Origin of the sequence: Sphingomonas sp. SKA58, assembly GCF_000153545.1 — a bacterium.
GTDB lineage: Bacteria > Pseudomonadota > Alphaproteobacteria > Sphingomonadales > Sphingomonadaceae > Sphingobium > Sphingobium soli.
This window is the reverse complement of the sequence record NZ_CH959307.1, coordinates 135,799-162,236: the sequence shown is the minus strand read 5'-3', so window position 1 is coordinate 162,236 and position 26,438 is coordinate 135,799. Positions and strand designations below refer to the sequence as shown.

General features: G+C 63.2%; 25 protein-coding genes and 1 tRNA gene. 21 read left to right on the top strand and 5 right to left on the bottom strand.

Annotation, left to right across the window (positions count from 1 at the left end):
• Positions 1-14: 14 nt before the first annotated feature.
• From bamA to rpmE, 4 genes are all read left to right on the top strand, one after another.
• Positions 15-2,657, top strand: coding sequence for an outer membrane protein assembly factor BamA (gene bamA / locus SKA58_RS10050; RefSeq protein WP_009822311.1), 2,643 nt, complete (start codon positions 15-17; stop codon positions 2,655-2,657).
• Entirely contained in the window at positions 2,657-3,310 is a 654-nt protein-coding gene (locus SKA58_RS10045) for an OmpH family outer membrane protein (RefSeq protein ID WP_009822310.1), read from the top strand. The genes bamA and SKA58_RS10045 overlap by 1 nt, the downstream gene beginning before the upstream one ends.
• Before the next feature lie 43 nt (positions 3,311-3,353).
• Positions 3,354-3,794, top strand: coding sequence for a 3-hydroxyacyl-ACP dehydratase FabZ (gene fabZ, locus SKA58_RS10040; protein WP_228225837.1), 441 nt, complete (start codon positions 3,354-3,356; stop codon positions 3,792-3,794).
• Positions 3,795-3,906: 112 nt separating this feature from the next.
• Positions 3,907-4,131 (top strand): 50S ribosomal protein L31, encoded by a 225-nt coding sequence (rpmE, locus tag SKA58_RS10035; protein ID WP_009822308.1) that lies wholly within the window; start codon positions 3,907-3,909, stop codon positions 4,129-4,131.
• Between the two features lie 71 nt (positions 4,132-4,202).
• On the opposite strand, the gene SKA58_RS10030 is transcribed toward rpmE, so the two are convergent.
• Positions 4,203-5,099, bottom strand: a complete 897-nt coding sequence (locus tag SKA58_RS10030; RefSeq protein WP_009822307.1) for a diacylglycerol/lipid kinase family protein — start codon at positions 5,097-5,099, stop codon at positions 4,203-4,205.
• 70 nt (positions 5,100-5,169) lie between these two features.
• On the opposite strand from SKA58_RS10030, the gene SKA58_RS10025 reads away from it, so the two are divergent.
• Entirely contained in the window at positions 5,170-6,060 is an 891-nt protein-coding gene (locus tag SKA58_RS10025; RefSeq protein WP_009822306.1) for a metallophosphoesterase family protein, read from the top strand.
• 37 nt (positions 6,061-6,097) lie between these two features.
• A complete protein-coding gene (locus SKA58_RS10020) occupies positions 6,098-6,877 on the top strand; it encodes an SDR family oxidoreductase (RefSeq protein ID WP_037542951.1) in 780 nt (259 codons plus the stop codon).
• Between the two features lie 3 nt (positions 6,878-6,880).
• Here SKA58_RS10020 and SKA58_RS10015 read toward each other — a convergent pair whose 3' ends face one another.
• Positions 6,881-7,732, bottom strand: coding sequence for a class I SAM-dependent methyltransferase (locus SKA58_RS10015; protein WP_037542949.1), 852 nt, complete (start codon positions 7,730-7,732; stop codon positions 6,881-6,883).
• Between the two features lie 41 nt (positions 7,733-7,773).
• On the opposite strand from SKA58_RS10015, the gene SKA58_RS10010 reads away from it, so the two are divergent.
• From SKA58_RS10010 to SKA58_RS09990, 5 genes are all read left to right on the top strand, one after another.
• Positions 7,774-8,544: a ComF family protein gene (locus tag SKA58_RS10010; RefSeq protein ID WP_009822303.1), complete on the top strand. Its 771-nt coding sequence runs from the start codon at positions 7,774-7,776 to the stop codon at positions 8,542-8,544.
• Between the two features lie 48 nt (positions 8,545-8,592).
• Complete coding sequence (grxC, locus tag SKA58_RS10005) at positions 8,593-8,850, top strand: glutaredoxin 3 (protein ID WP_009822302.1); 258 nt, start codon at positions 8,593-8,595, stop codon at positions 8,848-8,850.
• Positions 8,851-8,855: 5 nt separating this feature from the next.
• A complete protein-coding gene (locus SKA58_RS10000) occupies positions 8,856-9,686 on the top strand; it encodes a carbon-nitrogen hydrolase family protein (RefSeq protein ID WP_037543356.1) in 831 nt (276 codons plus the stop codon).
• Entirely contained in the window at positions 9,683-10,153 is a 471-nt protein-coding gene (locus tag SKA58_RS09995) for a DUF1178 family protein (RefSeq protein ID WP_009822300.1), read from the top strand. The genes SKA58_RS10000 and SKA58_RS09995 overlap by 4 nt, the downstream gene beginning before the upstream one ends.
• A 34-nt stretch (positions 10,154-10,187) precedes the next feature.
• Positions 10,188-10,264, top strand: a tRNA-Arg gene (locus SKA58_RS09990).
• Positions 10,265-10,295: 31 nt separating this feature from the next.
• Here SKA58_RS09990 and SKA58_RS09985 read toward each other — a convergent pair.
• The 3 genes from SKA58_RS09985 to SKA58_RS09975 are packed head-to-tail and all read right to left on the bottom strand — an operon-like array spanning position 10,296 to position 12,906.
• Complete coding sequence (locus tag SKA58_RS09985) at positions 10,296-10,736, bottom strand: HIT family protein (RefSeq protein WP_009822299.1); 441 nt, start codon at positions 10,734-10,736, stop codon at positions 10,296-10,298.
• Positions 10,733-11,836 carry a CDP-alcohol phosphatidyltransferase family protein gene (locus tag SKA58_RS09980; RefSeq protein ID WP_009822298.1) on the bottom strand — a complete coding sequence of 368 codons (1,104 nt, stop codon included), beginning with the start codon at positions 11,834-11,836 and terminating at the stop codon, positions 10,733-10,735. The genes SKA58_RS09985 and SKA58_RS09980 overlap by 4 nt, the downstream gene beginning before the upstream one ends.
• Positions 11,833-12,906, bottom strand: a complete 1,074-nt coding sequence (locus SKA58_RS09975) for a glycosyl transferase (RefSeq protein ID WP_009822297.1) — start codon at positions 12,904-12,906, stop codon at positions 11,833-11,835. Before SKA58_RS09975 ends, SKA58_RS09980 begins: the two co-directional genes overlap by 4 nt.
• 219 nt (positions 12,907-13,125) lie before the next feature.
• Here SKA58_RS09975 and SKA58_RS09970 point away from each other — a divergent pair, with 219 nt between their 5' ends.
• From SKA58_RS09970 to SKA58_RS09925, 10 genes are all read left to right on the top strand, one after another.
• Positions 13,126-13,914, top strand: coding sequence for a succinate dehydrogenase iron-sulfur subunit (locus SKA58_RS09970; protein WP_009822296.1), 789 nt, complete (start codon positions 13,126-13,128; stop codon positions 13,912-13,914).
• Between the two features lies 1 nt (position 13,915).
• Positions 13,916-14,377, top strand: coding sequence for a PaaI family thioesterase (locus SKA58_RS09965; RefSeq protein WP_037542947.1), 462 nt, complete (start codon positions 13,916-13,918; stop codon positions 14,375-14,377).
• Positions 14,374-15,486 carry a cell division protein ZapE gene (zapE, locus tag SKA58_RS09960; protein ID WP_009822294.1) on the top strand — a complete coding sequence of 371 codons (1,113 nt, stop codon included), beginning with the start codon at positions 14,374-14,376 and terminating at the stop codon, positions 15,484-15,486. The genes SKA58_RS09965 and zapE overlap by 4 nt, the downstream gene beginning before the upstream one ends.
• A 316-nt stretch (positions 15,487-15,802) precedes the next feature.
• Positions 15,803-16,765, top strand: coding sequence for a malate dehydrogenase (gene mdh, locus SKA58_RS09955; protein ID WP_009822293.1), 963 nt, complete (start codon positions 15,803-15,805; stop codon positions 16,763-16,765).
• Between the two features lie 94 nt (positions 16,766-16,859).
• On the top strand, positions 16,860-17,744 hold the full coding sequence (sucD, locus tag SKA58_RS09950; protein WP_009822292.1) for a succinate--CoA ligase subunit alpha: 885 nt from the start codon (positions 16,860-16,862) through the stop codon (positions 17,742-17,744).
• 91 nt (positions 17,745-17,835) lie between these two features.
• A complete protein-coding gene (locus SKA58_RS09945; RefSeq protein ID WP_009822291.1) occupies positions 17,836-20,631 on the top strand; it encodes a 2-oxoglutarate dehydrogenase E1 component in 2,796 nt (931 codons plus the stop codon).
• A 9-nt stretch (positions 20,632-20,640) separates the two neighbouring features.
• A complete protein-coding gene (gene odhB / locus SKA58_RS09940; protein ID WP_009822290.1) occupies positions 20,641-21,897 on the top strand; it encodes a 2-oxoglutarate dehydrogenase complex dihydrolipoyllysine-residue succinyltransferase in 1,257 nt (418 codons plus the stop codon).
• Positions 21,898-22,036: 139 nt separating this feature from the next.
• Positions 22,037-23,437, top strand: a complete 1,401-nt coding sequence (gene lpdA / locus SKA58_RS09935) for a dihydrolipoyl dehydrogenase (protein ID WP_009822289.1) — start codon at positions 22,037-22,039, stop codon at positions 23,435-23,437.
• 199 nt (positions 23,438-23,636) lie between these two features.
• The gene (guaB, locus tag SKA58_RS09930) at positions 23,637-25,094 is read left to right on the top strand and encodes an IMP dehydrogenase (RefSeq protein WP_009822288.1); all 1,458 of its coding nucleotides are present in this window, start codon (positions 23,637-23,639) and stop codon (positions 25,092-25,094) included.
• A 105-nt stretch (positions 25,095-25,199) separates the two neighbouring features.
• Positions 25,200-26,375 carry an RsmB/NOP family class I SAM-dependent RNA methyltransferase gene (locus SKA58_RS09925; protein WP_009822287.1) on the top strand — a complete coding sequence of 392 codons (1,176 nt, stop codon included), beginning with the start codon at positions 25,200-25,202 and terminating at the stop codon, positions 26,373-26,375.
• Positions 26,376-26,438 lie beyond the last annotated feature (63 nt).

The following is a 26,438-nucleotide window of genomic DNA, read 5'->3' as shown; positions in this document are numbered from 1 at the left end:
AGCGGGTGACAGCGATGAACAGCAGCATGAGGCAGCGCCCGATGGTGGCCGCCCTGTTGGCGACGACCATGATCGCGGGCCTCACGGCGGTTCCGGCGATGGCGCAGGATGCCGCCGCGTCTTTGGCTGCGCCTGCGACGACGGCCGCACCCGCCGCGCAGGGCACGATCCGGTCGATCACCGTCACCGGCACGCAGCGGCTGGAGCCGGACACGGTGCTGTCCTACACGAAGCTGCGCATCGGCCAGCCCTATAGCCAGGAAAGCCTCGATCAGGGGCTGCGCGACCTCTACGAAACCGAATTGTTCGCCGACGTCCAGATCCGCAACGACAATGGTGCGCTGACGGTCGAGGTGAAGGAAAATCCGGTCATCAACCGCATCGTGCTGGAAGGTAATAAGCGATTGAAGGACGACAAGATCCGTCCGGAAATCAAGCTCGCCCCACGCCAGATCTATACCCGGTCGAAGGTTCGCGCCGACGTTGCGCGCATCGTCGAACTCTATCGCCGCCAGGGCCGCTTCGCCGCGACCATCGAGCCAAAGATGGTCCAGCTCGACCAGAATCGCGTCGATATCGTCTTTGAAATTTCCGAAGGGCCTAAGTCCAAGGTTCGCCAGATCAACATCATCGGCAACGATAAGTTCAGCGATGGCGAACTGCGCAGCGAGATGGTGACGAAACAGTCGCGCTGGTTCCGCATCTTTTCATCTGGCACCAGCTATGATCCCGATCGTCTGGCCTATGACCAGCAGAAGCTGCGCCAATTCTACCTGACCGAAGGCTATGCCGATTTCCGTGTGATTTCGGCCGTGGCCGAACTGACGCCGGATAAGCAAGACTTCATTATCACCTATGTGGTGGAAGAAGGCGACCGCTACAAGTTCGGCGATGTGAAGGTCGAATCGGACATTCGCGACCTGTCGGGCGAAAGCCTGACCAAGCGGTTGCCGATGAAGACGGGCGACTGGTATAACGCCAAGCAGGTCGAGGACACCGTCGATACGCTCAGTGAGACGGCCGGCCTGTTCGGCTATGCCTTTGCCGACGTGCAGCCCGACTTCAACCGCAACAAGGAAGACCTGACGATGGGGATTAATTTCCGCATCGCCAACGCCCCGCGCGTCTATGTCGAACGGGTCGACATCAATGGCAACACGCTGACGCAGGACAAGGTTATCCGCCGCGAATTCCGTCTGGCCGAAGGCGACGCGTTCAACAGCTTCCTGGTCAAGCGGTCGAAGGACCGGATCAATTCACTCGGCTTCTTCCAGGAAAAGCTGGATATCGAACAAAAGCCCGGCTCCGCGCCGGACCGCATCGTGCTTGAAACCAATGTGCAGGAAAAATCGACCGGCGAACTCTCGCTCTCGGCCGGTTTCTCCTCGCTGGAGCGCTTCATCGTCGCGGCGTCGATCACCCAGCGCAATTTCCGTGGCAAGGGCCAGGAATTGCGCACGTCGGTCAATTATTCGGCCTATTCCAAGTCGATCGAAGTGGGCTTCACCGAACCCTATTTCATGGACAAGAATATCGCGCTGGGCGGCGACATCTATCGTCGGGACCTCAACAGCTTCCGCTATCTGACCAATAATGATCGCGACACGACCTACGAGCAGACCACCACGGGTTTCCAGATTCGTGCGGGCGTACCGATCACCGAATATATGTCGCTGGCGCTGCGCTACAGCCTCAACTTTGACGATGTGACGCTGGATCGGGACCAGTTCTATACCGATGGTCAGTGCGATCCGCTGCTGGCAGGCCGCTATCTGTGCGACGCGATCGGCAAACGGACGACTTCGTCGGTGGGCTATTCGCTGATCTACGACACGCGCGACAACCGCATCCGGCCGACGCGCGGCAACAATGTCGTGCTGAGCCAGGATTTCGCTGGGCTTGGCGGCGACGTCAAATATATCAAGACCCGCCTTTCCGCGTCGAAATTCTGGCCTTTGGGCGCAGGTTTCATCTTCTCGCTGTCGGGCGAGGGCGGGTATATCCACAGCCTGGAAGGCGAACGGCGGGACGCGTCTGGGCAGGAAGTGGACAAGATCCGTCTGGTCGATCGCTTCTTCCTGGGTGAGCCGCAATTCCGAGGCTTTGACATCCGTGGTGTAGGACCGCGTATCGTCAGACGTTATTATAGTGCTACCGTAGGTGACGATGGCGTCGCAACCGGTGAGCCGATCACCGGCCGTAACAACCGGACAGATGACGCGCTGGGCGGGAAAATCTACTATCTTGCCCGCGCGGAAGTTCAGATTCCGCTGGGTTCGGCCGCGCGTGAAATGGGTCTGCGCCCCTCGATCTTCATGGATGCAGGCGCGGTTGCTGGTTTGAAAGAGCCAGGCCTCATTAACGGCAATGGCCAGTTTGCCGGCTTCTGTAATGCAAGTGGTCAGACACAGGTGCGCGCGGGTGGTACCGCCGCCAATCCGGTCTGCCCGGCCAGCTTTGGCACCGACTACACTGTGAGCGGTGGCTTTGAGGAGCAATATCTCGGCGACACGCTTAAGCCGCGTCTGTCGGTGGGCTTTGGCGTCAACTGGAACTCGCCCTTCGGCCCGTTCCGCATCGACATCGCCAAGGCCCTGCTCAAGGAACCAGGGGACGACAACAAGCTCATCACCTTCAATGTGGGGACTCAATTCTGATGAAGACACTCGTTAAAGCCGCGGCGCTGGTGTTCGCGCCCATGACCGCCATTGCGCTGACTGCCGTCCCGGCCGCAGCCCAGACCAAGTCCGGCATCGCCGTCGTCGATCTGGAGGAAGCCGTTGCCAAGAGCACGGCCTTCACCACCGCGATGACCCAGATGCAGACCACCTACAAGCCGCAGCTGGACCAGATCGCTTCGCGCCGCAGCGCGATCGAAACCGATCTCAAGACCAAGAATGACGCGCTGCAGGCCGCCTATAAAGCTGCAGGTAACAAGTCGACGCCGGCGCTGGAAACCCAGTTCCAGCAGTTGCAGCAGGCCCAGCAGACCGGCCAGGCCGAATTGCAGCGCCTGACCCAGCCGGTGGCTCTGGCCCGCGCCTATGTCGAACAGCAGATCGTCGCCAAGCTGGACGACGCGCTGAAGGCCGCGACCGCCAAGACCAAGTCGGAAATCGTCTTCAAGAAGGCGGCGACCGAAAGCTTCGGCGCTGGTGCGGACATCACGCCCGCCGTCATCACCGAACTCAACGCGCTCGTGCCCAGCGTCGGCATCACCCCGCCGGCCGGCTGGCAGCCGGGCCAGGCGCAGGGCGCAGCCGCCGCGCCCGCGCCCGCGACCCCGGCGCAGGCGCCCAAGTCGCGCTGACACAAGAATGAACGGAGAGGTTGAAACGAACGCGCGTGGCCCGATGGATATCCGTCGGGTCATGGCTGCGCTGCCGCATCGTTATCCGATGCTGCTGATCGACCGCGTGGTGTCGCTGGTGCCAAACCAGTCGATCCACGCGATCAAGGCGGTGTCGGTCAACGAACCCTTTTTCCAGGGCCATTTTCCCACGCGCCCAATCATGCCGGGCGTGCTGATCGTCGAAGCGATGGCGCAGGCGGCCGGGGTGCTGGCTGTGGAATCGATGGACCTCGCCGACTCGGGCAAGCTCGTCTATTTCATGAGCATCGACGGCGCGAAATTCCGATCGCCGGTCGAACCGGGCTGCCTGCTCGACCTGCATGTCGAAGTGACGCAGAACCGGGGCGCGATCTGCAAGTTCAGCGGCAAGGCGACGATCGACGGCAAGCTGGCGTCCGAAGCCAATTTCGTCGCGATGATCACCGATCCGCCGCAGGACTGATCGCGCCTCCATCACCATGCTTGCTTTGGCGCGCCGAAACCGCTAACGGCGCGCCTTCGCTTATTTTCGCATCCGGCCGGTCGGAAACCGGCCATCAAAGGAGCATATTGCCATGAAGGCCGATACCCACCCCGATTACCACATGATCACCGTCCAGATGACCGACGGTACCACCTTCCAGACCCGCTCCACCTGGGGCAAGGAAGGCGACACGCTGGCGCTCGACATCGACCCCAAGTCGCACCCGGCCTGGACGGGCGGCAACCGCCAGCTGGACACCGGCGGCCAGGTGGCGCGCTTCAACAAGCGTTTCGGTGGTCTGACGCTGAAGAAGTAATCGGCCAACACGGCACGAACAGGAAAAAGGGCGCCGCGACGGCGCCCTTTTTTATTTGTAGGCGGTGGAGGTCACGCGTCCCGCGCGACCGCGACGTCGATCGCACCGGGCGCGATCTTCACTGTAGCAGGCGTGCGCGCCAACACTTCACCGTCGATCGAGATGCGCTGGCGCGGCTTCGTGTCGATGCGAAACGACTTGCCGTGAAATTCGCGGGTGTGCGCGTCGCGGTCGCGCAACTTGAAGAATTTGGCATACCAGTCCCAGGCCAGGCGCGGCTTGCTGCGGCCGACCACGGCCTGGATGACGATTTCACCGGTATCGACGTCGGCATGATCGGACAGTTCGACGCCGCCATGATAGGGGCCGTTCAGCACGCGCACTTCGGTCGACCACATGCGATGCTCCTGCGTCCCATCGTCGATCGTCAAGCGGAAGGCGCGAAAGCCGACCGAGCATTTTGCGGCCCAGGCCAGATAGCCGATCCGGCCTAGATAGCGTTTGAGCTTATGCGGCACCGTGCGGCCAATCATGGGCGACAGGCCAAGGGAGGCGGCATTGACGAAATAATCGCCCTCCACCATGCCCAGATCGACGCGCCGCCGCCGCCCGTTGGCAATGGCCCGCACCGCGCCGTCCAGATCAAGCGGTAAGCCCAGCGTTCGAGCAAAGCTGTTGGCGGTGCCGAGAGGCAGCACGCCAAACACGCAATTTTTGCCGACAAATTCATCGACGGTCCCGGACATCGATCCGTCGCCGCCGCCTACGATCACCATCGGCGCACCAGTAGCTATGGCCTGGCGCACCATTGTCGCCATTTGCTTGGGGTCTTTCACCGCATGGGCTTCAAGCAGTCGGATGCCCGCTTCTTCCAGCCTGTCCCGTGCCTGATCGAAACTGTCCTGGCCGCGCCGGCTATGGGCGTTGACGACCAATATTGCGTCCTTGGGCAAGTCCGTCGTTTCCATGCCGCAATAACTCCGTCCAGCCGATTCGGCTCCGGCTGGAAACCCTTTGCGCGCGATTCGTTACCTAGCCATGGCTCGCATCGCTCATCTGTCCGATATTCATTTCGGCGCGAACGACCCCAGGATCGTCGACGCCGCCACCGCGTGGCTGGAGGAACGTCGCCCCGACCTGGTGGTTATCAGCGGCGATTTCACGCAGCGCGCACGCGTTGGTCAGTTCCGCCAGGCTGCGGCATGGCTGGGCAAACTGCGGGCTGCGGGGCTGAAAACACTTGTCATACCCGGCAATCATGATGTGCCGCTTTATGACGTGTTGCGCCGCTTTCTTACCCCCCTGCGCCGTTATCGTCGGTATATCAGCCACGATCTGTGTCCTTTTTACGAAGATGATGAAGTGGCGATTTTTGGGATCAACACCGCCCGGTCGCTGACGATAAAGGATGGGCGGATTAACCATGACCAGATGGACATGCTTCGGCATCGCTTCGCGCACGTCCCGCGCGACAAGACCCGCATCCTGGTCACGCATCATCCGCTCTTTTCCATGCCGATCGGCAAGGGCGGCGAGTTGAGCGAGGCTGTCGGGCGGCATGACGATGCCGTGCAGGCCGCATGTGAGGCTGGTGTCCATGTCGCGCTCGCCGGCCATTTCCACCGCACCTATGCGGAATCCGCCGACAAGATGGTCGCGCACAGCGGCGGCGCGCTGGTGATCCAGGCAGGGACAGCCACTTCCACCCGCCTGCGCAATGACGAGCCGCAAAGCTTCAACTGGCTGCACGTCCGCCGCAACAATGAGATGGACTTGCAGGTCATCGTCTGGGACGGTGCCGGCTTCCGCCGCGCCAGCCATGTGGAATATGTGCGAGAAGGCGAGGAATGGACCGCGAAAGAGGTGGTGGAGCCGGTGCGGGTGGGGGCCATGACCGGCCCTGCGGGCTTGACGTCGGCTGCAAACTGACGGCTCTTCTCGCTGCATTCGGAAAATCGGAGGCGAGATGGCGCGGCTAGCGGGAAAGACATGTGTGGTAACAGGCGGTGCGCGCGGTATCGGGCGCGCAATAGTCGAGGCCTTTCATCGCGAAGGCGCTGACGTGCTGCTGACCGACATAGATGAACAGATCGGCTGCGCCAGCGCGGATGCGATCGGCTGTCGCTTCGAGCGACTGGATGTAGCGGCAGAAGCCGACTGGGACCGGCTCCTTGACGTGCGCCCGGAAATCGACGTGTTGGTCAACAATGCCGGCATCACAGGTCTGGAAGAAGCCGGGACACGGCATGATCCCGAACATGCCAGCCTGGCCGAATGGCATGCGGTGCACCGTGTGAACCTCGACGGCACTTTCCTTGGCTGCCGCTACGCCATTCGCGCAATGAAGCGCAAAGGCGAGGGGGCTATTATCAACATGTCGTCCCGGTCCGGGCTGGTCGGCATTCCCGGCGCAGCCGCCTATGCATCGTCAAAGGCGGCGATCCGCAACCATAGCAAGACCGTGGCGCTCTACTGCGCACAGCAGGGGTGGAAGATACGCTGCAATTCCGTTCATCCCGCCGCTATAATGACGCCGATCTGGGACGCAATGGTGGGCGATGGCCCGGACCGGCAAGCGCGGATGGCGGCGCTGGTCGCCGATACGCCGCTCAAACGGTTCGGCCGGGTCGACGAAGTCGCCGCGGTCGCGGTGCTGCTGGCTTCTGATGAGGCAACCTACATCACGGGCACCGAAATCGACATTGACGGCGGGCTGTTGGCCGGGTCCGCCGCATCGCCCGGCTGATTATCAGCCCGGCCTCTTGAGCGCCTGCGCCAGCGATACCGTTGCGCTGCCGCGGCGGGCCGGCTTCGCCTGGCTGGCGTCGGGCTTCCAGCCGGACAGGTAGATGAGCGCTATCTGTTCGGCGACACGGCCATCCGGATCGGCCCCCTCGGCGAAATGCGCTGCCGCCCGCATCAGCACCTCGCGGGTAAGCGCGGGCGGCCGGTGAGCCAGGACATTGGCCGCCCCCATGCCGCGCAGGTCGTGCATCAGCCGCACGATGTCGCCATAGCGGATCGTCAGCGTCTCGCCATCGGCCACCGGCATGGCGAAGCCGGCGCGGCTGAGCAGATCGCCCGCCGCGCGCACGTCCACCTGCGGATGGATATGCTGGCCCGCTCGATCTCCCTCGGCGGCAAGCAGAGCGGCTTTCAGGCGCGGCAGGCTGCCCGCGCCGGCAAAGGCCGCCAGCATCAGCCCATCGGGCCGCAGCACCCGTCGCATCAGGATCAGCGCGCCAGGCAGGTCATTGACGCTGTCCAGCGTGCCGCACGCCAGCACCAGGTCGAAACTATCGTCGGCGAAGGGCAGGGCATCCTCGTCCGCCTGCACGCCGTTCATGGCGCGAGCTGCAAGGAAGGATGGATCAACGCAAGCAACGCGTTTGCCCATAGCCTCCAGCGCGGCGCGCGCGCGACCGTCGGGGCAACCGATCACCAGCGCTTCGGGTAGGTCGCGCTGCACATCGCCCAGCCGGTCCAGCAATTCGTCCAGCATGGCCTGGTGCAGGAAATCATGGTCCGCATAAGTGGGCAGCATCCGGTCGCGCCGACGAGCGCGCAGGGCTGAATCGAAAATGTCGGGGCGGGAGTCCATGGCGGGCCTTGTGCAGAGACGGTGAAGCGGGAACAAGGCAGATGATGGCTCTTGCCCCGCTTCTCAAGTCTGCGCTGCGCCCTGCGCTTGATTATGCGCTACCGCCACGCTGTCCCGGTTGCGGCGGCATCGTGGGGGAGGATCATGCATTTTGCCTCGACTGCTGGGGCGGCATGGAATTCCTGGGTGATCCCTGCTGCGCCCGCTGCGGCATATCTTTCCCGCACGACATGGGTCAGGATGCCGAATGCGGCGCGTGCCTGGCCGATCCGCCGGCCTGGGACAGCGCGCGAGCGGTGTTGGCCTATGGCGATGTCGCGCGGACGGTGGCGCTGCGGCTCAAATATGGGCGGCGCACCGGTCTTGCCCGCCTCATCGCGCGACAGATGCTGCGCCATGCGGGACCAGCGGGGGAGGGCGATCCGCCCCTGATCGTCCCGGTGCCGCTGCATCGCTGGCGCCTGTGGCATCGCGGGTTCAACCAGTCGGCGCTGATGGCGGACCATCTGGGCAGGCTGACGGGCTGGCCGGTCGACCGGCACGGGCTGCGCCGCGTCCGGCGAACCCAGCCCTTGCGCGGCATGAACCCAGCGCAGCGGGCCAGGGCAGTGCGCGGCGCCTTCGCGCTGGCGGCTGGCCATGGCTTTGCCGGGCGGCGCGTGCTGCTGATCGATGACGTCCGCACCAGCGGCGCAACCGCGGCGGCCTGCGCGCGCATGTTGAAGCGTGGCGGCGCCACCAACGTCCGGCTGCTCTGCTGGGCGCGGGCGCTGCCCGATCGCGACGCCACCCTGTCGCGCGGACCTGATTGACAATGGCGCGCCTCCCCCCATGTTGATGGCAAAGGAGCAATATTTGTCATGGCGAAAGTGGAAATCTATACCAAGGCCTGGTGCGGCTACTGCGCGCGGGCCAAGGCGTTGCTGGGCGACAAGGGCGTGGCGTTCGACGAATATGACATCAGCATGGGCGGCCCAACGCGCGACGAAATGCTGAAACGCGCGCCGGGGCAGACGACGGTGCCGCAAATCTTCATCGACGGTCAGCATATCGGCGGCAGCGATGATCTTGCTGCGTTGAACCGCGCCGGCAAGCTGGACGCGATGCTGGGTCAGTGAGCAGTTTGCGCGCTGCCCTTTTCCAGATGACGAGCGGGATCGATCCCGCCGCCAATGCTGCCGCGATCGTCGAGATGGCGGGCCGCGCCAAGCGAGAGGGGGCGGACATGCTCTTTACCCCCGAAATGGCCGGTTATCTGGACCGTGATCGCGGGCGCGCGGCAGCAACGCTGCGCAGCGAGGCGGACGATGGCGTGCTGGCCGCCGTCCGCGAAGCGGCCGCGCGCGAAGGACTATGGATTCATCTCGGCTCGCTGCCGTTCAAGGATGAACGATCGGATGGCCGTTGGGTCAACCGTAGCCTGATGATTGACGCCAATGGCGACATCCGCGCTCGCTATGACAAGGTGCATCTGTTCGACGTCGATCTGGCCAGCGGGGAAAGCTGGCGCGAATCCTCGGTTTATGGGCCGGGCGAGCAGGCCGCTGCGGTGAAGACGCCTTGGGGGCTGATGGGTCTCTCCGTTTGCTACGACATGCGGTTTCCCGATCTCTATCGCGCGCTGACCGATGCCGGCGCGACGATCCTGCTGGCGCCCGCCGCCTTTACCGTGCCTACGGGGCAGGCGCATTGGCATGTGCTGCTGCGCGCCCGCGCGATCGAGGCAGGATGCGTCGTCATCGCGGCGGCGCAGGGGGGCGCGCATGCGGATGGACGCACCACCTATGGACACAGCCTGGTGGTCGATCCGTGGGGCGACGTGCTGCTCGACATGGGCGAAGCGGTGGGTCTGGGGCTTGCAGATATCGATTTGTCGCGCATAGAGGATGTGCGGGCGCGGGTGCCCGCGCTCGCCAATCGGCAGCCCATCTCTCAGGACGTGGCAATTTCGTGATCGTGTTCGACCTCAAATGCAGTAGTCAGGGCCATGTGTTCGAAGCCTGGTTCGGTTCCAGTGGTGATTATGAGGCGCAGCAGGCGCGCGGCCTGATCGCCTGTCCGGTGTGCGGTGACACGTCGGTAATGAAAGCCGTGATGGCGCCAGCGATCGCTGCAAAAGGGAATCAGCGCACCGCGCCCACAAAGCAGGATGTGGCGGCACCAGCAGCGAGCGGCGCGGATATGGCCAAGATGCAGGCGCTGGTCGAGGCCGTCGCGCAGGCGCAGCAGAAATTGCTCGCCGATTCCACTTGGGTCGGCCGAGACTTTGCCGACCAGGCGCGCGCCATGCATTATGGCGAACAGGATCGTGCCAGCATCCATGGCGAAGTCGCGCCCGCCGAAGCCAAGGCTCTGATCGCCGAAGGCGTTGAGGTCGCGCCCCTGCCACTTCCCGTCGTTCCGCCGCACGCGAAGAATTGACCGCAGCCTTCCCGCGCAATAGAGCCGGCACCGGGCACCCATAGCTCAGCAGGATAGAGCATCAGATTCCTAATCTGGGGGCCACTGGTTCGAATCCAGTTGGGTGCACCATTTCCAGACAACCGCAGCGATATCTCCCCGGTCAGCTGCTCATTTCGCTATCGAAATGACTTTTGACCATATCGCGCAAGCTGTCCATGTCGCTGTCCAGCTTGATCGCAGAGCCCAGGTCAGGCTGGCCCGGCCATCCCGCGTCGGCGATCGTCAGGCCTGCGGCCGTGCGGCTGCCTTCGTAGCGGGGGATGACGTGGAAATGGACGTGGGGGTCTACCATCATCAGCATCAGATAGTTGATCTTGTCATAGCCCACCGCCTTGGCCAGCGCCGTCTCGATCGCGACGGTGACGGTCTTGAGTTCGGCATGCGCTGCCGCGGGCAGGTCGCCGAATGCCGTGGCGTCGCTTCGCGCGGCGAGCACCAGTGATCCCAGCGTGGGCTGGCTCGGCCGCAACAGCACCAGCCAATGATCGAACTGCGCCACCAGCGTGGCGGGATAGCCGAATTTTTCGATCGTCGCGTTCATGCCTGTCCCTCCGCTTCGTCCATCCAGCTGACGATCGGTCGCCCCGACCGCGCCTGGCCATAGGCCTGCGCCAGTCGCACAGCATGAACGATCAGCGATATGATCGTCCACCACGCCAACGCGACAAGCCCGATGTCCGGCCGCCCGAACAGCAGGGCCACGAACAGGATCACCATATTAGGATTGCGCCGGGCCGTGATCAGGCGGAATTGGCTGTCGAACCGGCGCCAGACATGGATGTCCATCTTGAAGTCCTTGAGGAACATGCCTTCTATCAGCCGTTGCAGCACATAGCCGGCAACGACCGCTGTCATGACGAAGGCGAAGGTCGTGCCTGGCAGTTGCAGCCCCCAATAGGCGAGGCCGGTGCCCCAGAAATACCACCAGAAGGGCGGGTGGACGAGGTCGACGCCATGGTCGATCACATTGCCCCATTTGGACGAGGTTATGGTGCATCGGGCGAGTTTGCCGTCGACCGTGTCCAGCACCATGAAGATGAAGCCGGAAAGAAACCCGGTCCAGTAGAGACCTTTTGCAAAAAGAAAGGTCGCCAACAGACAGAGGCTGACGCCGATCACCGACACCATGTTGGGCGTCATGCGCAATTGCGCGGCGATCCGGGTCAGCACCAGCGCTAGTTCGGGCCAGAGATATTTGGTGAGGAGGTCGGTCACGCCCTTATATGCGCCGAAATAGCTGCGGCGCTCGATCTCGCGCCGACTGGCTGGCGTCAGTTCACGCACCATCGGCTGCTCCAGCTTGCGCAACTGGCGATTGTAGAGCCGCCGCCCGTCCGACAGGTCGATGATGTGGGGCGCGCGCAATGGATCGGCGCCCTGCGCTACCTGTCCAACGATCGGCGCCTCTCCCCAGGTGAACAGCGTTCCGGGCGCTTCCAGCGCGAGCGTCAGCAGCAGCGGATCGAAGGCGTAGGTCAGATTGAAGAGCAGTTCGTGCCCGTTCGCCAACCGGCGGCCATTCTTTGCCGCGCTTTCCGCCATGCGGCGATTGCGTTCGGCGTTGGGCATGCCCCAGATCGGAGTCGCATTCTCGCCGATCAGCCGAACCGGCCCCAAAGATGTGGACAGAAGCTGGCTCATGCGGCGCCCTTCAGAAAATCGAGGATGATGTCAGCCTGGCGATGCGAGGCGGGGATGGGGGATAGGTCGATGGAATCGCGCATGGCTGCTTCCTGTAGCGCCAGGAAGCGGGGCTGCAAGCCGGCGGCCTGGGCAAGCGCGGTCGGCAAGGCGTCGGCTGCTTCGATGATCTGCCCCAGGCGCCAATGGGCAAAATCCTCGCCCGACGCGTCGCGGCGGTCGAGATTGAGAAAGATGCAAGGGCGCGGCTCGATCAGAAACTCATAGACCTGGCTCGATACGTCACCCAGATAGACGTCGGCGCTGACCGTGTAGCTCATATCGATCGAGTGGCGACTGCCCATGTCCACGCGGATGTGCGGCGCGCTGCTGACGATCGGAGGCACGCGCTGCGCCAGTTTCGCGTGGGGGGCGATGATGACGTTCCAGTCCTCAAGCGATTCCAGCGCCGCCAGCACGGCAGGACCATGGTTGACCCAGGACGACAGTGCCGCATCAAAATGCGGATTATAGAGCAGCACCGGCTTGTCATCAGAGAAGAAGCGCCGCCTCTGCGCCTTAAGCTCGAACTTGGCATAGCCGCCGATGCGCACATTGTCCGTCGTTCCAAGGCCGCGCGCAATGAGTCGGCGTTTGTCCTTGTCGCCGCCAACCAGCGTCAGATCAAAGTCGGCGTGGCGCTTCTTGTAACCGCCTTCGCGATCGCCCGCGCCATGCTTCATATGAATCATAAGGGACGCGAAACCTGGTACATGACGAAGCCAGGCGCTGCTGATCTCGGTCGTGACGATCACGGGGAAGCGCAGGATGCGGCGGTGATTGAGCAGCAGGGTCGCAAGGCGCGAAGGTTGGTGAAACAGCGAATCCCGCCGCGACGGGGGGCGGCGAAGGCGAACTCTGGCAAGCCGCGCGTCGGGGTCGTAGCTGCCGATCAGGTCCAGCAAATGGTCGGATGGCGAGAGTACGCTGACTCGCACGTCTGGACGCCGCGCCAACTCAAGCGCCGCGGGCAGCCAGTGATACATCTGATGCGCTTCTGCGATCGCAAGAAAGGCGATGTCGGTCGGCAAACGGGCTATCCACTCAGTGACAGGGCGCACGCACCGGATGTGCGCATATGGGTCGCCCTAGCGTGGCCGGCAAAGGAAGCAAGCCGCTCCGGCATGATTTGCAAGCCCATTGCAACAAGGGTTTTGGGGAGAAACATGACCCACAACGCTGGACCTTTGCGGAATTTTTGCTATTCGGGCCGCGACCCGAGACACATTCCCGAAGAGGCTCGAAGAGCGATGGCCGAATTTGCGTTGCCCAAGAACAGCAAGATCAACGGCAAGGGCGTGACCCATAAGGCGCCCGAGGGCGCTACCAATGTCCGCAGCTTCAAAGTCTATCGCTACGATCCCGACTCCGGCCAGAATCCGCGCTACGACACGTTTGAGGTTGATCTGGACCAGTGCGGCCCGATGGTTCTCGATGCGCTGCTCAAGATCAAGAATGAATATGACCCGACGCTGACCTTCCGCCGGTCCTGCCGCGAGGGTATTTGCGGTTCCTGCTCGATGAACATGAACGGCAAGAACGGCCTCGCCTGCACCACCGCGATCGACGAATGCGCGGGCAAGCAGGTGCAGATCACTCCGTTGCCGCACATGGATGTCATCAAGGATCTGGTGCCGGACTTCACGCATTTCTACGCGCAATACAACAGCATCAAGCCGTGGCTGCAAACCGTCAGCCCGCCGCCCAGCGGCAAGGAGCGGCTCCAGTCCCCCGCCGACCGCGAAAAGCTCGATGGCCTCTATGAGTGCATCCTGTGCGCCTGCTGCTCGACCAGCTGCCCCAGCTACTGGTGGAACAGCGACAAGTTCCTCGGCCCCGCCATCCTGCTTCAGGCCTATCGCTGGCTGGCCGACAGCCGCGACGAATATACGGGCGAGCGCCTGGACGAGCTGGAAGATCCCTTCCGCCTCTATCGCTGCCACACCATCATGAACTGCGCCAATGTCTGCCCCAAGGGGCTCAGCCCGGCCAAGGCGATCGCCGAAACGAAGAAGATGATGGTCGAACGGCAGCTGTAAGTTGACGAGCGACGGTGTAGGCGGCGGTCAACCGCTAAGCGAAGGCAAATGGGCGGGTTGGGCGGCCCGGTCCGATCTGCACCCCGACACCTTTTTGCAAGCGATCGGGCGGGGTTATATGCGGGCGGACGGGCCAACGCGCGCTCGCGTCGCCCTGGAAACGCGCTCCAGTCACCGCAACCGGCTCGATACGCTGCACGGCGGATTTCTCGCGGCCTTTGCCGATCACGCCTATTTCGGCGCTCTGTGGATCATGGGGCATGAGGCGCAGATCAATGGCGTAACCATTGATCTTAGCATGCAATATCTGGGCGCAGGAAAGGTGGGGCCTGATCTGATCGCCGAAGTCGAGATATTGCGGGAAACTGGGCGTCTTTTCTTTTTGCGGATGCTGATGACACAGAATGGGGAGGCGGTGGCCGCTTCCACGGCAACTATCCGGAAGGCGCCAAAGCCGCAGTGACGACCATTCTCGCCCGCTATGACGCGCTGGTGAAGTCCGGCGAACTCCGGCCCGATGCCGATCAACGCGCCGCAGCGGAGCGGCTTGGGCGGATGCAACAGGATCTGGAAGCGACCCCGGCCCGCGGGTCGACCTTATGGAAATTGCTGCGCAAGCCGCCCGATCCGCCGCGTGGCCTCTATATGTGGGGCGGTGTCGGACGGGGCAAGTCGATGCTGATGGACCTGTTCTTCGACACGGTGCAGGTCAAACGCAAGAAGCGCGCCCATTTCCACGAGTTCATGCTCGACGTGCATGCCCGTCTCGCCGAAGCGCGCAAGTCGGAAACGGGCGACCCGATCCCGCCGGTGGTCGATTCGCTGGCGGAAGAGGCGCGGCTGCTGTGTTTTGACGAAATGGTCGTCAACAACATGGCGGATGCGGCGATCATGTCGCGCCTTTTCGCCGGACTGCTCGACAAGCGCGTGACCGTCGTCACCACGTCGAACCGTGTGCCAGACGATCTTTACAAGGACGGCCTCAACCGTCAGCTCTTCCTTCCTTTCATCGACCTTATCAAGGCGAAGCTGGATGTGATGAGCCTGAACGGTCCGACCGATTATCGGCGGGACCGGCTGGGCGATGCGCAGCTTTGGCATTGTCCAAACGGGCCGGAGGCGACCCGAGCCCTCTCCGACGCCTTTTTCCGCCTAACCGATTTCTCGGTGGAAGATCGCGCAAAGGTCCCGGCCGAGGATATCGCCGTTCAGGGCGGCCGGACCCTGCATGTGCCCAAAAGCTTGAAGGGCGTCGCTGTCTTTTCATTCAAGCGATTATGCGCAGAAGCGCGGGGCGCGCCTGATTATCTGGCGATCGCGCGCAAATATCATACGGTGATCATCGTCGGGATTCCGGTGCTCGGGCCGGAAAAGCGGAATGAAGCGGCCCGCTTTGTCACTTTGATCGACTCGCTCTACGAATATAAGGTGAAACTGCTCGCTTCGGCGGACGCGTCACCGGAACGGCTATACCCCACAGGCGACGGCGCTTTCGAATTCGAACGTACCGTCTCGCGCCTGCTGGAAATGCAGTCGGACGACTATCTGGCGTTGGGCCACGGTCCCAAATGATCCGCACGGGCCGCCGCAGTCCCAACCTCCACCTGCCGCAGCCCGGCGGAACTCTTCTTCAAATCGCAACTTCATAACCGGAACAGGGCCGGGCGCCCCCGAGGAGGAAGGGCGCCCGGCAGGGTAGCTCTGCAGGGAAGGCTCGCGGCCAGGGTAGGAGCCGACGAGCGACAGGCTGTGCGACTCCAACTAATGCAATTGCGAACTAATTGCAAAGATAATTTCTGATCGGCGGTTATCGCAGGTTGAAACCCCTGCGGGAAGGGCGTAGGCGAGCCAGCAATTCCAGTAATCATGACTTGGAGGATGACAGCTTATGGCCCGTAAGAAGATAGCGCTCATCGGCGCTGGCAATATCGGCGGTACGCTCGCCCATCTGGCGGCGCAGAAGGAACTGGGCGATATCGTCCTCTTCGACATCGCTGAAGGTATTCCCCAGGGCAAGGCGCTTGATCTGTCGCAGTGCGGCCCGGTGCAGGGCTTCGATGCAGCCATCACGGGCACCAATGATTACAAGGATATCGAAGGCGCAGACGTCATCATCGTTACCGCCGGCGTGCCCCGCAAGCCGGGCATGAGCCGCGACGACCTGCTCGGCATCAACCTCAAGGTCATGAAGGCCGTGGGTGAGGGCATCAAGCAATATGCCCCCGACGCGTTCGTCATCTGCATCACCAACCCGCTCGACGCGATGGTGTGGGCGCTGCGCGAATTTTCGGGACTACCCCATAACAAGGTCGTCGGCATGGCCGGGGTGCTCGACTCGGCGCGCTTCTCGACCTTCCTCGCTTGGGAATTTGGCGTATCGGTCCGCGACGTCACCAGCTTCGTGCTGGGCGGTCATGGCGATACGATGGTCCCCGTGGTCGAATATTCGACCGTCAAGGGCATTCCCGTTCCCGACCTCATCAAGATGGGCAAATCGACCCAGGAGCGTATCGACGCCATCGTCAAGCGCACCGCCAATGGCGGCGGCGAAGTCGTGGGTCTGCTCAAGACCGGTTCGGCCTTCTACGCGCCTGCCGCGTCGGCTATCGCCATGGCGGAAAGCTACCTTGGCGACCAGAAGCGCGTGCTGCCCTGCGCCGCTTATCTTGACGGCCAGTACGGCGTCGATGGCCTCTATGTCGGCGTGCCGGTCAAGATCGGCAAGGATGGCGTCGAGGAAGTGATTGAGATCGAACTCAACGAGCAGGCGAAGGCCGGGCTTCAGGTGTCGATCGACGCGGTCAAGGACCTGCTGACCGCGTGCAAGGGCATCGACAGCACGCTCGCCTGATCGACTGAAATTTTCCAGCCCGCCCCGGTATGTGTGCAGCCGGCGGCGGGCTGCTTTTCATAAACTGCCACGTCACAGACGAAAAGGGACACGCATGTCCATTCTGGTGAACAAGAATACCAAGGTCATCACCCAGGGTATGACCGGCGCGACCGGCACTTTCCACACCGAACAGGCGCTGGCCTATGGCACGCAGATGGTCGCGGGCGTGACCCCTGGCAAGGGTGGTACGAGCCATATCGGCCTGCCCATGTTTGACACCGTCGCGGAAGCCAAGTCGAAGACCGGTGCGGACGCCTCCGTCATCTATGTCCCGCCGCCGTTCGCTGCGGACTCGATCCTTGAGGCCATCGACGCGGAAATCCCGCTGATCGTGTGCATCACCGAAGGCATCCCGGTTCTGGACATGGTGCGCGTCAAGCGCGCGCTGTCGGGTAGCAAGTCGCGCCTCATCGGCCCCAACTGCCCCGGCGTCCTGACGCCCGACGAATGCAAGATCGGCATCATGCCCGGCAGCATCTTCAAGAAGGGCAGCGTCGGCGTCGTGTCACGCTCGGGCACGCTGACCTATGAAGCCGTGTTCCAGACCTCGAACGCGGGCCTGGGCCAGACCACGGCCGTCGGCATCGGCGGCGACCCGGTCAACGGCACCAACTTCATCGACGTGCTGGAACTGTTCCTGGCCGACGACGCGACCGAGTCGATCATCATGATCGGCGAAATCGGCGGCGACGCGGAAGAGCAGGCTGCCCAGTTCCTGATCGACGAGGCCAAGAAGGGCCGCAAGAAGCCGATGGCGGGCTTCATCGCGGGCCGCACCGCGCCTCCGGGCCGCCGCATGGGCCATGCCGGCGCGATCGTGTCGGGCGGCAAGGGCGACGCGGAAAGCAAAATCGCGGCGATGGAAGCGGCGGGCATCAAGGTCGCGGCCAGCCCGTCGGAACTTGGCTCCACGCTGGTCGAGGTCTTGAAGGGGTAAGATTACTCCTACATATGAATGCGGTCGGGCTGCACCCCGACCGCATATTCTCCCGCTTCCGCGACTGCACGCGGCGCAGATGGGATAGACGATGGGATACGAGAACCAGGATTTCGAAATCGAGCGCGGGCCGAGCTGGGCACGCGACAATTGGCCGCTGACGGATACGGACGATCTGACCGGCGCGCTGGACCCCATGCAGATGCAGGTGGCCGTCAAGGCCGCCGCCAAGGCGCAGGGCAAGGCCGTATCGGACGCTGATATCACGGCCGCCGCGGAAGACAGCATCCGTGCGATGATGCTGATCCGGACCTATCGTGTGCGTGGTCATCTGGCTGCCAATCTCGATCCGCTGGGCCTCGTTCATCGCGACCTGCCGGCGGATCTGACGCCGGAATATCACGGCCTCACCGACCTCGACAAGAAAATCTACCTCGGTGGCTCGCTCGGCCTGCAATATGCGACCGTGCGCGAGATCGTCGCCATTCTGCGCCAGAATTACTGCGGCAATGTCGGCCTTGAATATATGCACATCGCCGATGTCGAGGAGCGCCGCTTCCTTCAGGACCGGATGGAAGGCAAGGACAAGGAAATCCACTTCACGCCCGAGGGCAAGAAGGCGATCTTGGCCAAGGTCATCCAGGCCGAACAATATGAGAAGTTCCTGGGCCGCAAATATGTCGGCACCAAGCGTTTCGGCCTCGACGGCGGGGAATCGATGATCCCCGCGCTGGAAGCGGTCATCAAATATGGCGGTTCGACCGGCGTGCGCGAAATCGTGTTCGGCATGGCGCATCGCGGCCGCCTCAACGTGCTGGCCAATGTCATGGCCAAGGGCTTCCGCGTCATTTTCCACGAATTTTCGGGCGGCACCGCCAATCCCGAAGATGTCGGCGGCTCGGGCGACGTCAAATATCACCTCGGCACCTCCACCGATCGCGAGTTCGACGGGATCAAGGTGCATATGTCGCTGGTCCCCAACCCTTCGCATCTCGAAACTGTCGATCCGGTGGTGCTGGGCAAGGTCCGCGCGCAGCAGACCTTCCGCGACGATCTGGAAAAGCATGAGGCCGTGCTGCCCGTGCTGATCCATGGCGACGCGGCGTTCGCGGGGCAGGGTATCGTCTGGGAATGCCTCGGCTTTTCGGGCATTCGCGGCTATAATACCGGCGGCTGCATCCATTTCGTCGTCAACAACCAGGTCGGCTTCACCACCTCGCCGCAATTCGCGCGGTCCTCGCCCTATCCCAGCGATGTGGCCAAGGGCGTTCAGGCGCCGATCCTGCACGTCAATGGCGACGATCCCGAAGCCGTTACCTTCGCCTGCAAGCTTGCGATCGAATATCGCCAGACCTTCCATCGCGACATCGTGATCGACATGTGGTGCTATCGCCGCTTCGGTCATAATGAAGGCGACGAGCCCTCGTTCACCCAGCCGCAAATGTATGCGAAGATCCGTCAGCACCCGCCGGTCAGCGACGTCTATTCGTCGCGGCTGAAAGCCGAAGGCGTGGTCGATGATGATTTCGTGGCGCAGGCGACCGGCGAATTCGTCAACCATCTCGAAGAAGAGTTTGAGGCGGCCAAGAGCTACAAGGCGAACACCGCCGACTGGTTTGCGGGCCGCTGGTCGGGCCTGCACAAGCCAGCCGACGCCGAAACCGCGCGCCAGACGGTGGAAAGCGGGGTTAGCCAGAAGCTGTTTGACAGCCTCGGCCGCACGCTCACTACCATTCCCGAAGGGCATAATGTCCACAAGACGCTGAAGCGCGTGCTGGATGCCAAGGCGGAGATGTTCAAGTCGGGCGCGAATTTCGACTGGGCGACCGGCGAGGCGCTGGCCTTCGGCTCGCTTCTCTCGGAAGGCTATGGCGTGCGCCTGTCGGGCCAGGATTCGGGTCGCGGCACCTTCAGCCAGCGTCATGCGGTGTGGGTCGATCAGGACAGCGAACGCAAATATATTCCGCTGTCCACCGTCCCCCATGGCCGGTTCGAGGTGCTGGACAGCCCCCTCTCCGAATATGGCGTTCTGGGCTTCGAATATGGCTTCGCACTGGCCGATCCCAAGAGCCTGGTGCTCTGGGAAGCGCAGTTTGGCGATTTCGCCAATGGCGCGCAGATCATTTTCGATCAGTATATCGCGTCGTCGGAAAGCAAATGGCTGCGCGCCAACGGCCTCGTCTGCCTGCTACCGCACGGCTATGAAGGGCAGGGGCCGGAGCATAGTTCGGCGCGTCTGGAACGCTTCCTGCAACTATGCGCGGAAGGCAATATCCAGGTGGCGAACATCACCACCCCGGCGAATTACTTCCACGTTCTGCGCCGGCAGATGCTCCGCAGCTTCCGCAAGCCGCTGATCATCATGACGCCCAAGTCGCTGCTGCGGCACAAGTCGGCGGTCAGCAAGGCGGAGGACTTCCTGGGCGAAACGCACTTCAAGCGCATCCTGTCGGACCCCAACGGCGCGGCGGATCAGGACACGAAGCGGCTCGTCCTGTGCTCGGGCAAGGTCTATTATGATCTGGCCGAAGCGCGCGATGCCGCGGGCGATAGCGATACCCAGATCGTGCGGATCGAGCAGATCTATCCCTTCGCCACGGAGGCGCTGGCCAAGCGCATCGCACGGATGACCAATCTCGAAGATGTCGTCTGGTGCCAGGAAGAACCGCGCAACAATGGTGCCTGGTTCTTTGTCGAGCCCTTTGTCGAGGAAGCGCTGGCGATGGCGGGCAAGGCGCCGATGCGCGCGCGTTATGCCGGCCGCAAGGCGTCGGCCTCGCCGGCCACCGGCCTTGCCAAGCGCCATGTTGCCGAACAGGGCGCCCTCGTTGCCGATGCGCTGGGCCACAGCGTTCGTGAAGAAATCCGCCGCCAGAAGAAAGGCTGAGTCAAGCTCATGGCTACCGAAGTCAAAGTCCCCACGCTGGGCGAATCCGTTACCGAAGCAACCGTTGGCCAGTGGCTGAAGAAGCCCGGTGAGGCCGTGAAGGCGGACGAGCCGATCGTCAGCCTGGAAACCGACAAGGTCGCGGTCGATGTGCCTGCGCCCGCCGCCGGCACGATGGGCGACATCGTTGCCAAGGAAGGCGACACGGTCGAGGTGGGCGCGCTTCTCGCCTATGTGAACGAAGGCGCCGCCGCCGCTTCGTCGCCCGCGCCAGCGCCCGCCGCCAAGGCCGAAGCCGCCACCCCCGCGCCGAGTGCGTCGACACCGGCGCCCGCGCCCGCTGCTGCCGATGAGGAAGGCGAGGGCGGCAACCTGACGCTTTCGCCTGCCGTGCGCCGCCTGGTGCTGGAACATGGCCTTGACCCGAGCAAGATCAAGGGTTCGGGCAAGGATGGCCGCCTGACCAAGGATGACGTCATGGCCGCCGTCGATGCCGGAACCGCCAGGGCTGCCTCCACCGGCGCCGAGGCCGCGCCCACCGAAGCTGCGCCCGCCGCCGGCCCCAGCCGCAAGCAGGAACGCGTCAAGATGACCCGCCTGCGCCAGACGGTCGCCAAGCGTTTGAAGGAAGCGCAGAACAACGCCGCGCTGCTCACCACCTTCAACGACGTTGATATGACCAACGTTATCGAGGCGCGGACGAAGTATAAGGATCTCTTTGAAAAGAAGCATGGCGTGCGCCTGGGCTTCATGGGCTTCTTCACCAAGGCCGTGTGCATGGCGCTCAAGGATATTCCTGGCGTCAACGGTCAGATCGAGGGCGACGAGATCGTCTATAACGACTTTGCCGACATCTCGGTCGCGGTATCCGCGCCCACCGGCCTTGTCGTCCCGGTCATCCGCAATGCCGAAAGCATGAGCGTTGCGCAGATCGAAAGGACCATCGGCGACTTCGGCAAGAAGGCCAAGGAGGGCAAGCTCACCATGGAAGATATGAAGGGCGGCACCTTCACTATCTCTAATGGTGGCGTGTTCGGTTCGCTGATGTCGACGCCGATCATCAACCCGCCCCAGTCCGCGGTGCTTGGCCTCCACCGTATCGAGGACCGCCCGGTCGTTCGCGATGGCCAGGTTGTCGTCCGCCCGATGATGTATCTCGCACTGAGCTACGATCACCGCCTGATCGACGGTCGCGAAGCGGTCACGTTCCTCGTCGCTGTGAAGAATGCGATTGAGGATCCCACCCGCCTGCTGATCGACCTTTAAGGTCGGCCATTGGTCCGTTGGGGCTGCGCCTGTCGACGCCCTGTCCTTTCTGTTTTCAGAAGGACCAAAGAAGAAGTAATGCCCTTCGACAGGTTGGAGCGAGACATGCAACTCGCTCCAAGGGCGAACGGAGATTGGTATGGCAGAGTTCGATTATGACGTTCTGGTGATCGGCGCTGGGCCGGGCGGCTATGTCGCAGCGATCCGCGCAGCGCAGCTCGGCCTCAAGACCGCTTGCGCGGAAAGCCGGGAGACGCTGGGCGGCACCTGTCTCAATGTTGGCTGCATTCCGTCCAAGGCGATGCTGCACGCCTCGGAACTCTATGACGAGGCTGCCAATGGCATGCTGGCCAAGCTGGGCGTCAAGATCGATGCGATGAGTCTGGACCTTGCTACCATGCAGGGCCAGCGCACCGACGCGGTCAAGGGGCTGACCGGCGGCATCGAATTTCTGTTCAAGAAGAACAAGGTCACCTGGCTTAGGGGGCTTGCAAGCTTCACCGGCGCGAACAGCGTCGAAGTCGGTGGCGAAAAGGTGACGGCCAAGAATATCGTCATTGCCACCGGGTCTTCGGTCACGCCCTTGCCCGGCGTGACGATCGATAATGCAGGTGGCAAGATTGTCGATTCCACCGGTGCGCTCGAACTGGACAAGGTTCCCGGGCATCTGGTGGTCGTCGGCGGCGGCGTCATCGGTCTTGAGATGGGCAGCGTCTGGCGCCGCCTGGGGGCGAAGGTGACGGTCGTCGAATATCTCGATCAGATCCTGCCTGGCATGGACGGCGAAGTCCGCAAGGAAGCCAACAAGATTTTCACGAAGCAGGGCTTTGAATACAAGCTTGGCACCAAGGTCACGGGCGCGGAAGTCGCGGGCGACGGGGTCAGGCTCACGGTCGAGCCGGCCGCCGGCGGCGAAGCCGAAACGATCGAGGCCGATGTCGTGCTGGTGTCGATCGGTCGCCGGCCCAACACGGAAGGCCTTGGCCTCGACAAGATCGGGCTGGAAGTCAACCAGCGCGGTCAGATCGAGACGGATCATGACTTCGCGACCAAGGTGCCTGGCGTATGGGCGATCGGCGACGTCGTTCCGGGGCCAATGCTTGCGCACAAGGCGGAGGATGAAGGCATCGCCGTTGCCGAGAATATCGCGGGCATGACCGGCATCGTGAACCATGACCTCATTCCGTCGGTGGTTTACACCAAGCCGGAAATCGCAGGCGTGGGCCTTACCGAAGAGGCCGCCAAGGAAAAGGGCGCGGTCAAGGTCGGCAAGTTCCCGATGATGGCCAACAGCCGGGCCAAGACCAATCATGAGCCCGAAGGCTTTGTGAAGATCATCGCCGATGCGGAAACCGATAAGGTTCTGGGCGTCTGGATCATCGCGGTGCCCGCCGGCACGATGATCGCGCAGGCTGTCCAAGCCATGGAATTCGGCGCGTCGAGCGAAGACATCGCCTATACCTGCCATGCGCATCCCACGCATAGTGAAGCGATCAAGGAAGCGGCGATGGCCGTGACCGGCAAGCCCATCCACATGTGATCGGCCGGCATTCCGTCGACCAAGCGAAAAGGCCTCCATTCGGGGGCCTTTTCTATATGGGGATCAGCCCTTGATCCCGCCCTTCGCAGTGCAATAATCTGCCAAAGGGTCTGGTCGTTCGGGGGGTAAGTGGTTACATGGGCCGCCACGAATCCCCATGGGGCGCGCCCGCCGTCCCGCAGCAGAAAGTGGCTTTCACATGGACATCCGCCTTGGCCTCACCTTTGACGACGTGCTGTTGCAGCCCGCCGAATCCGATGTGTTGCCGAGCCAGGCCGATACCAGCACGCAGGTCACGCGCGGGATAAAGCTTAACATCCCGATCCTGTCGTCGGCCATGGATACGGTGACGGAAGCCGACATGGCGATCGTCATGGCGCAACTGGGCGGGATTGGCGTGTTGCACCGCAATCTGACGGTCGAGGAACAGGCCGATGCCGTCCGGGCGGTGAAGCGGTTCGAAAGCGGCATGGTCGTCAATCCCATCACCATCCTGCCGACCGCTACGCTCTCCGACGCGCAGATGCTGATGCAGCGGCACAAGATCAGCGGCATTCCGGTGGTCGAGGAATCGGGCAAGCTGGTCGGCATCCTCACCCATCGCGACGTGCGGTTCGCTGAAAATCCTGCTCAGTTGGTCAGCGAATTGATGACGAAGGATAATCTCGCTACCGTCAAGGCCGGCGTCAGCCAGGATGAGGCGCAACGGCTGCTGCACCAGCGCCGGATCGAAAAGCTGCTCGTCGTGGATGAGGCCTATCACTGCGTTGGCCTCATCACCGTCAAGGATATCGAAAAGGCCGTCACCTATCCGCAGGCCACGAAGGACGCGTCGGGCCGCCTGCGCGTCGCTGCCGCCTCCACCGTGGGTGAAACCGGTCTGGAGCGCAGCAAGGCGTTGATCGATGCGGAATGCGACCTCATCGTCATCGACACTGCGCATGGCCATAGCAAGCAAGTGTCGGCCGCGGTCGAAGCGGTCAAGAAACTGTCCAACCATGTTCAGGTGGTCGCCGGCAATGTCGCGACCGCCGAGGCGACCAGAGCGCTGATCGGCGCGGGCGCGGATTGCGTAAAGGTCGGCATCGGCCCGGGTTCCATCTGCACCACCCGCGTCGTTGCCGGCGTCGGTGTTCCACAGCTCACAGCGGTCATGGACTCGGCCGAGGAAGCCGCCAGGCATGGCGTGCCTGTCATCGCGGACGGCGGTTTGCGCACCTCAGGCGATGTCGCCAAGGCGCTGGCAGCCGGCGCTGGCTGCGTCATGGTGGGATCACTGCTGGCGGGCACGGCTGAGGCGCCGGGCGAAACCTTCCTCTATCAGGGCCGCGCCTATAAAAGCTATCGCGGCATGGGCAGCGTCGGCGCGATGGCGCGCGGCAGCGCCGACCGCTATTTCCAGGCGGATATCAAGGACCAGATGAAGCTGGTGCCCGAAGGGATTGAGGGGCAGGTGCCGTTCAAGGGGCCAGCCAAGGATGTCATTCACCAGCTCGTTGGCGGCGTGAAGGCGGCGATGGGCTATACCGGCAGCCGCACGATCAAGGATTTGCAGGAGCGCGCCCGCTTCGTGCAGATCACCAATGCGGGCCTGTCGGAAAGCCATGTCCATGACGTCACCATTACGCGCGAAGCGCCCAACTATCCGACGCGTTGATTGTCCTTCCATTCCCCTCCCTTCCAAGGGAGGGGCAGGGGGTGGGGCACGAGCAAAGTGAGCATCTCCCGACCCTTTTTGCGCACGGATAAGGTGGAGTAACGCATGACACCCTCCGCCCGCATCCAGGCTGCGATCGAGCTGCTGGACGCCATCATCGCTGCTGCGCGCGATGGCGGTCCTGCCGCCGACACTCTCATCGCCCGCTATTTCAAGGAACGGCGCTATGCCGGGTCGCGCGATCGCCGGGCTGTGCGCGATCATATCTATGATGCGATCCGTCGCGCGGCCGAGCGTCCGGACACGGGCCGGGCGGCAATGATCGGTCTGACGCAGGACCAGCCGGCGCTTGCCGCCTTGTTCGATGGGTCGCCTCACGCGCCGCTGCCGATCGAGCCGGGCGAGGCGGGGGCGCTGGCTAGGGCTGTTCCCGGCTGGCTCCAGCCATTGCTCGCTGCGCCGGTCGAGCAGGACGCGCTGCTGGGCCGCGCCCCGGTCGATCTGCGCGTCAATCGCCTCAGGGCCACGCCAGCGCAGGTCGTGCCCCTGCTGCCGGATGCCATAGCCATTTCCGGCCTTCCCGACGCACTGCGGCTGCCCGAAGGCTGGCCGGTGGAACAGCATCCGGCGTGGCAGGACGGCCTTGTCGAAGTGCAGGATGCCGGCAGCCAGTGGATCGCGGCCGCCTGCGACGCGCGATCGGGCATGACGGTCGTTGACCTGTGCGCTGGGGCGGGTGGAAAGACGCTGGCGCTGGCCGCGGCGATGGCGGGGCAGGGCAGGCTGATCGCGGCCGACACCATCCGGTCGCGTCTGGCGCGACTGGAACCGCGCGCGGAACGCGCTGGGGCGACCTTCATCGACACGCTGCTGCTGGACCAGAGCCATGAGGCGCGGGGACTTGCACACTTGCAGGAACAGGCGGACGTGGTGCTGGTGGACGCGCCCTGTTCAGGAACCGGCACATGGCGGCGCAATCCTGAGGCGCGCTGGCGCCTGACCCCCGCGCGCTTGGACCGACTGGTCGCCGAACAGGCGCGCATCCTTGATTTCGCGGCCCCGTTGGTGCGGCCCGGCGGCCTGCTGGTCTACGCCACCTGCGCGCTCGTCGATCGGGAGGGGCGTGATCAGGTTGCGGCGTTCCTTGATCGCCATGAGGGCTGGATCGCCGAACCGATCGATCTGCCGGTCGGGCGCGCGCATGGCGGCGGGCTGCTGCTGACGCCGGGGCATGATGGCAGCGACGGCTTCTACTTCGCACGGCTGCGGCGTCAGGCGTAAATCATCCCATGGACAAAGCCGTGCAAGTTCGCGACACTTGGACCTTGGACCCGAGCCTGCAAT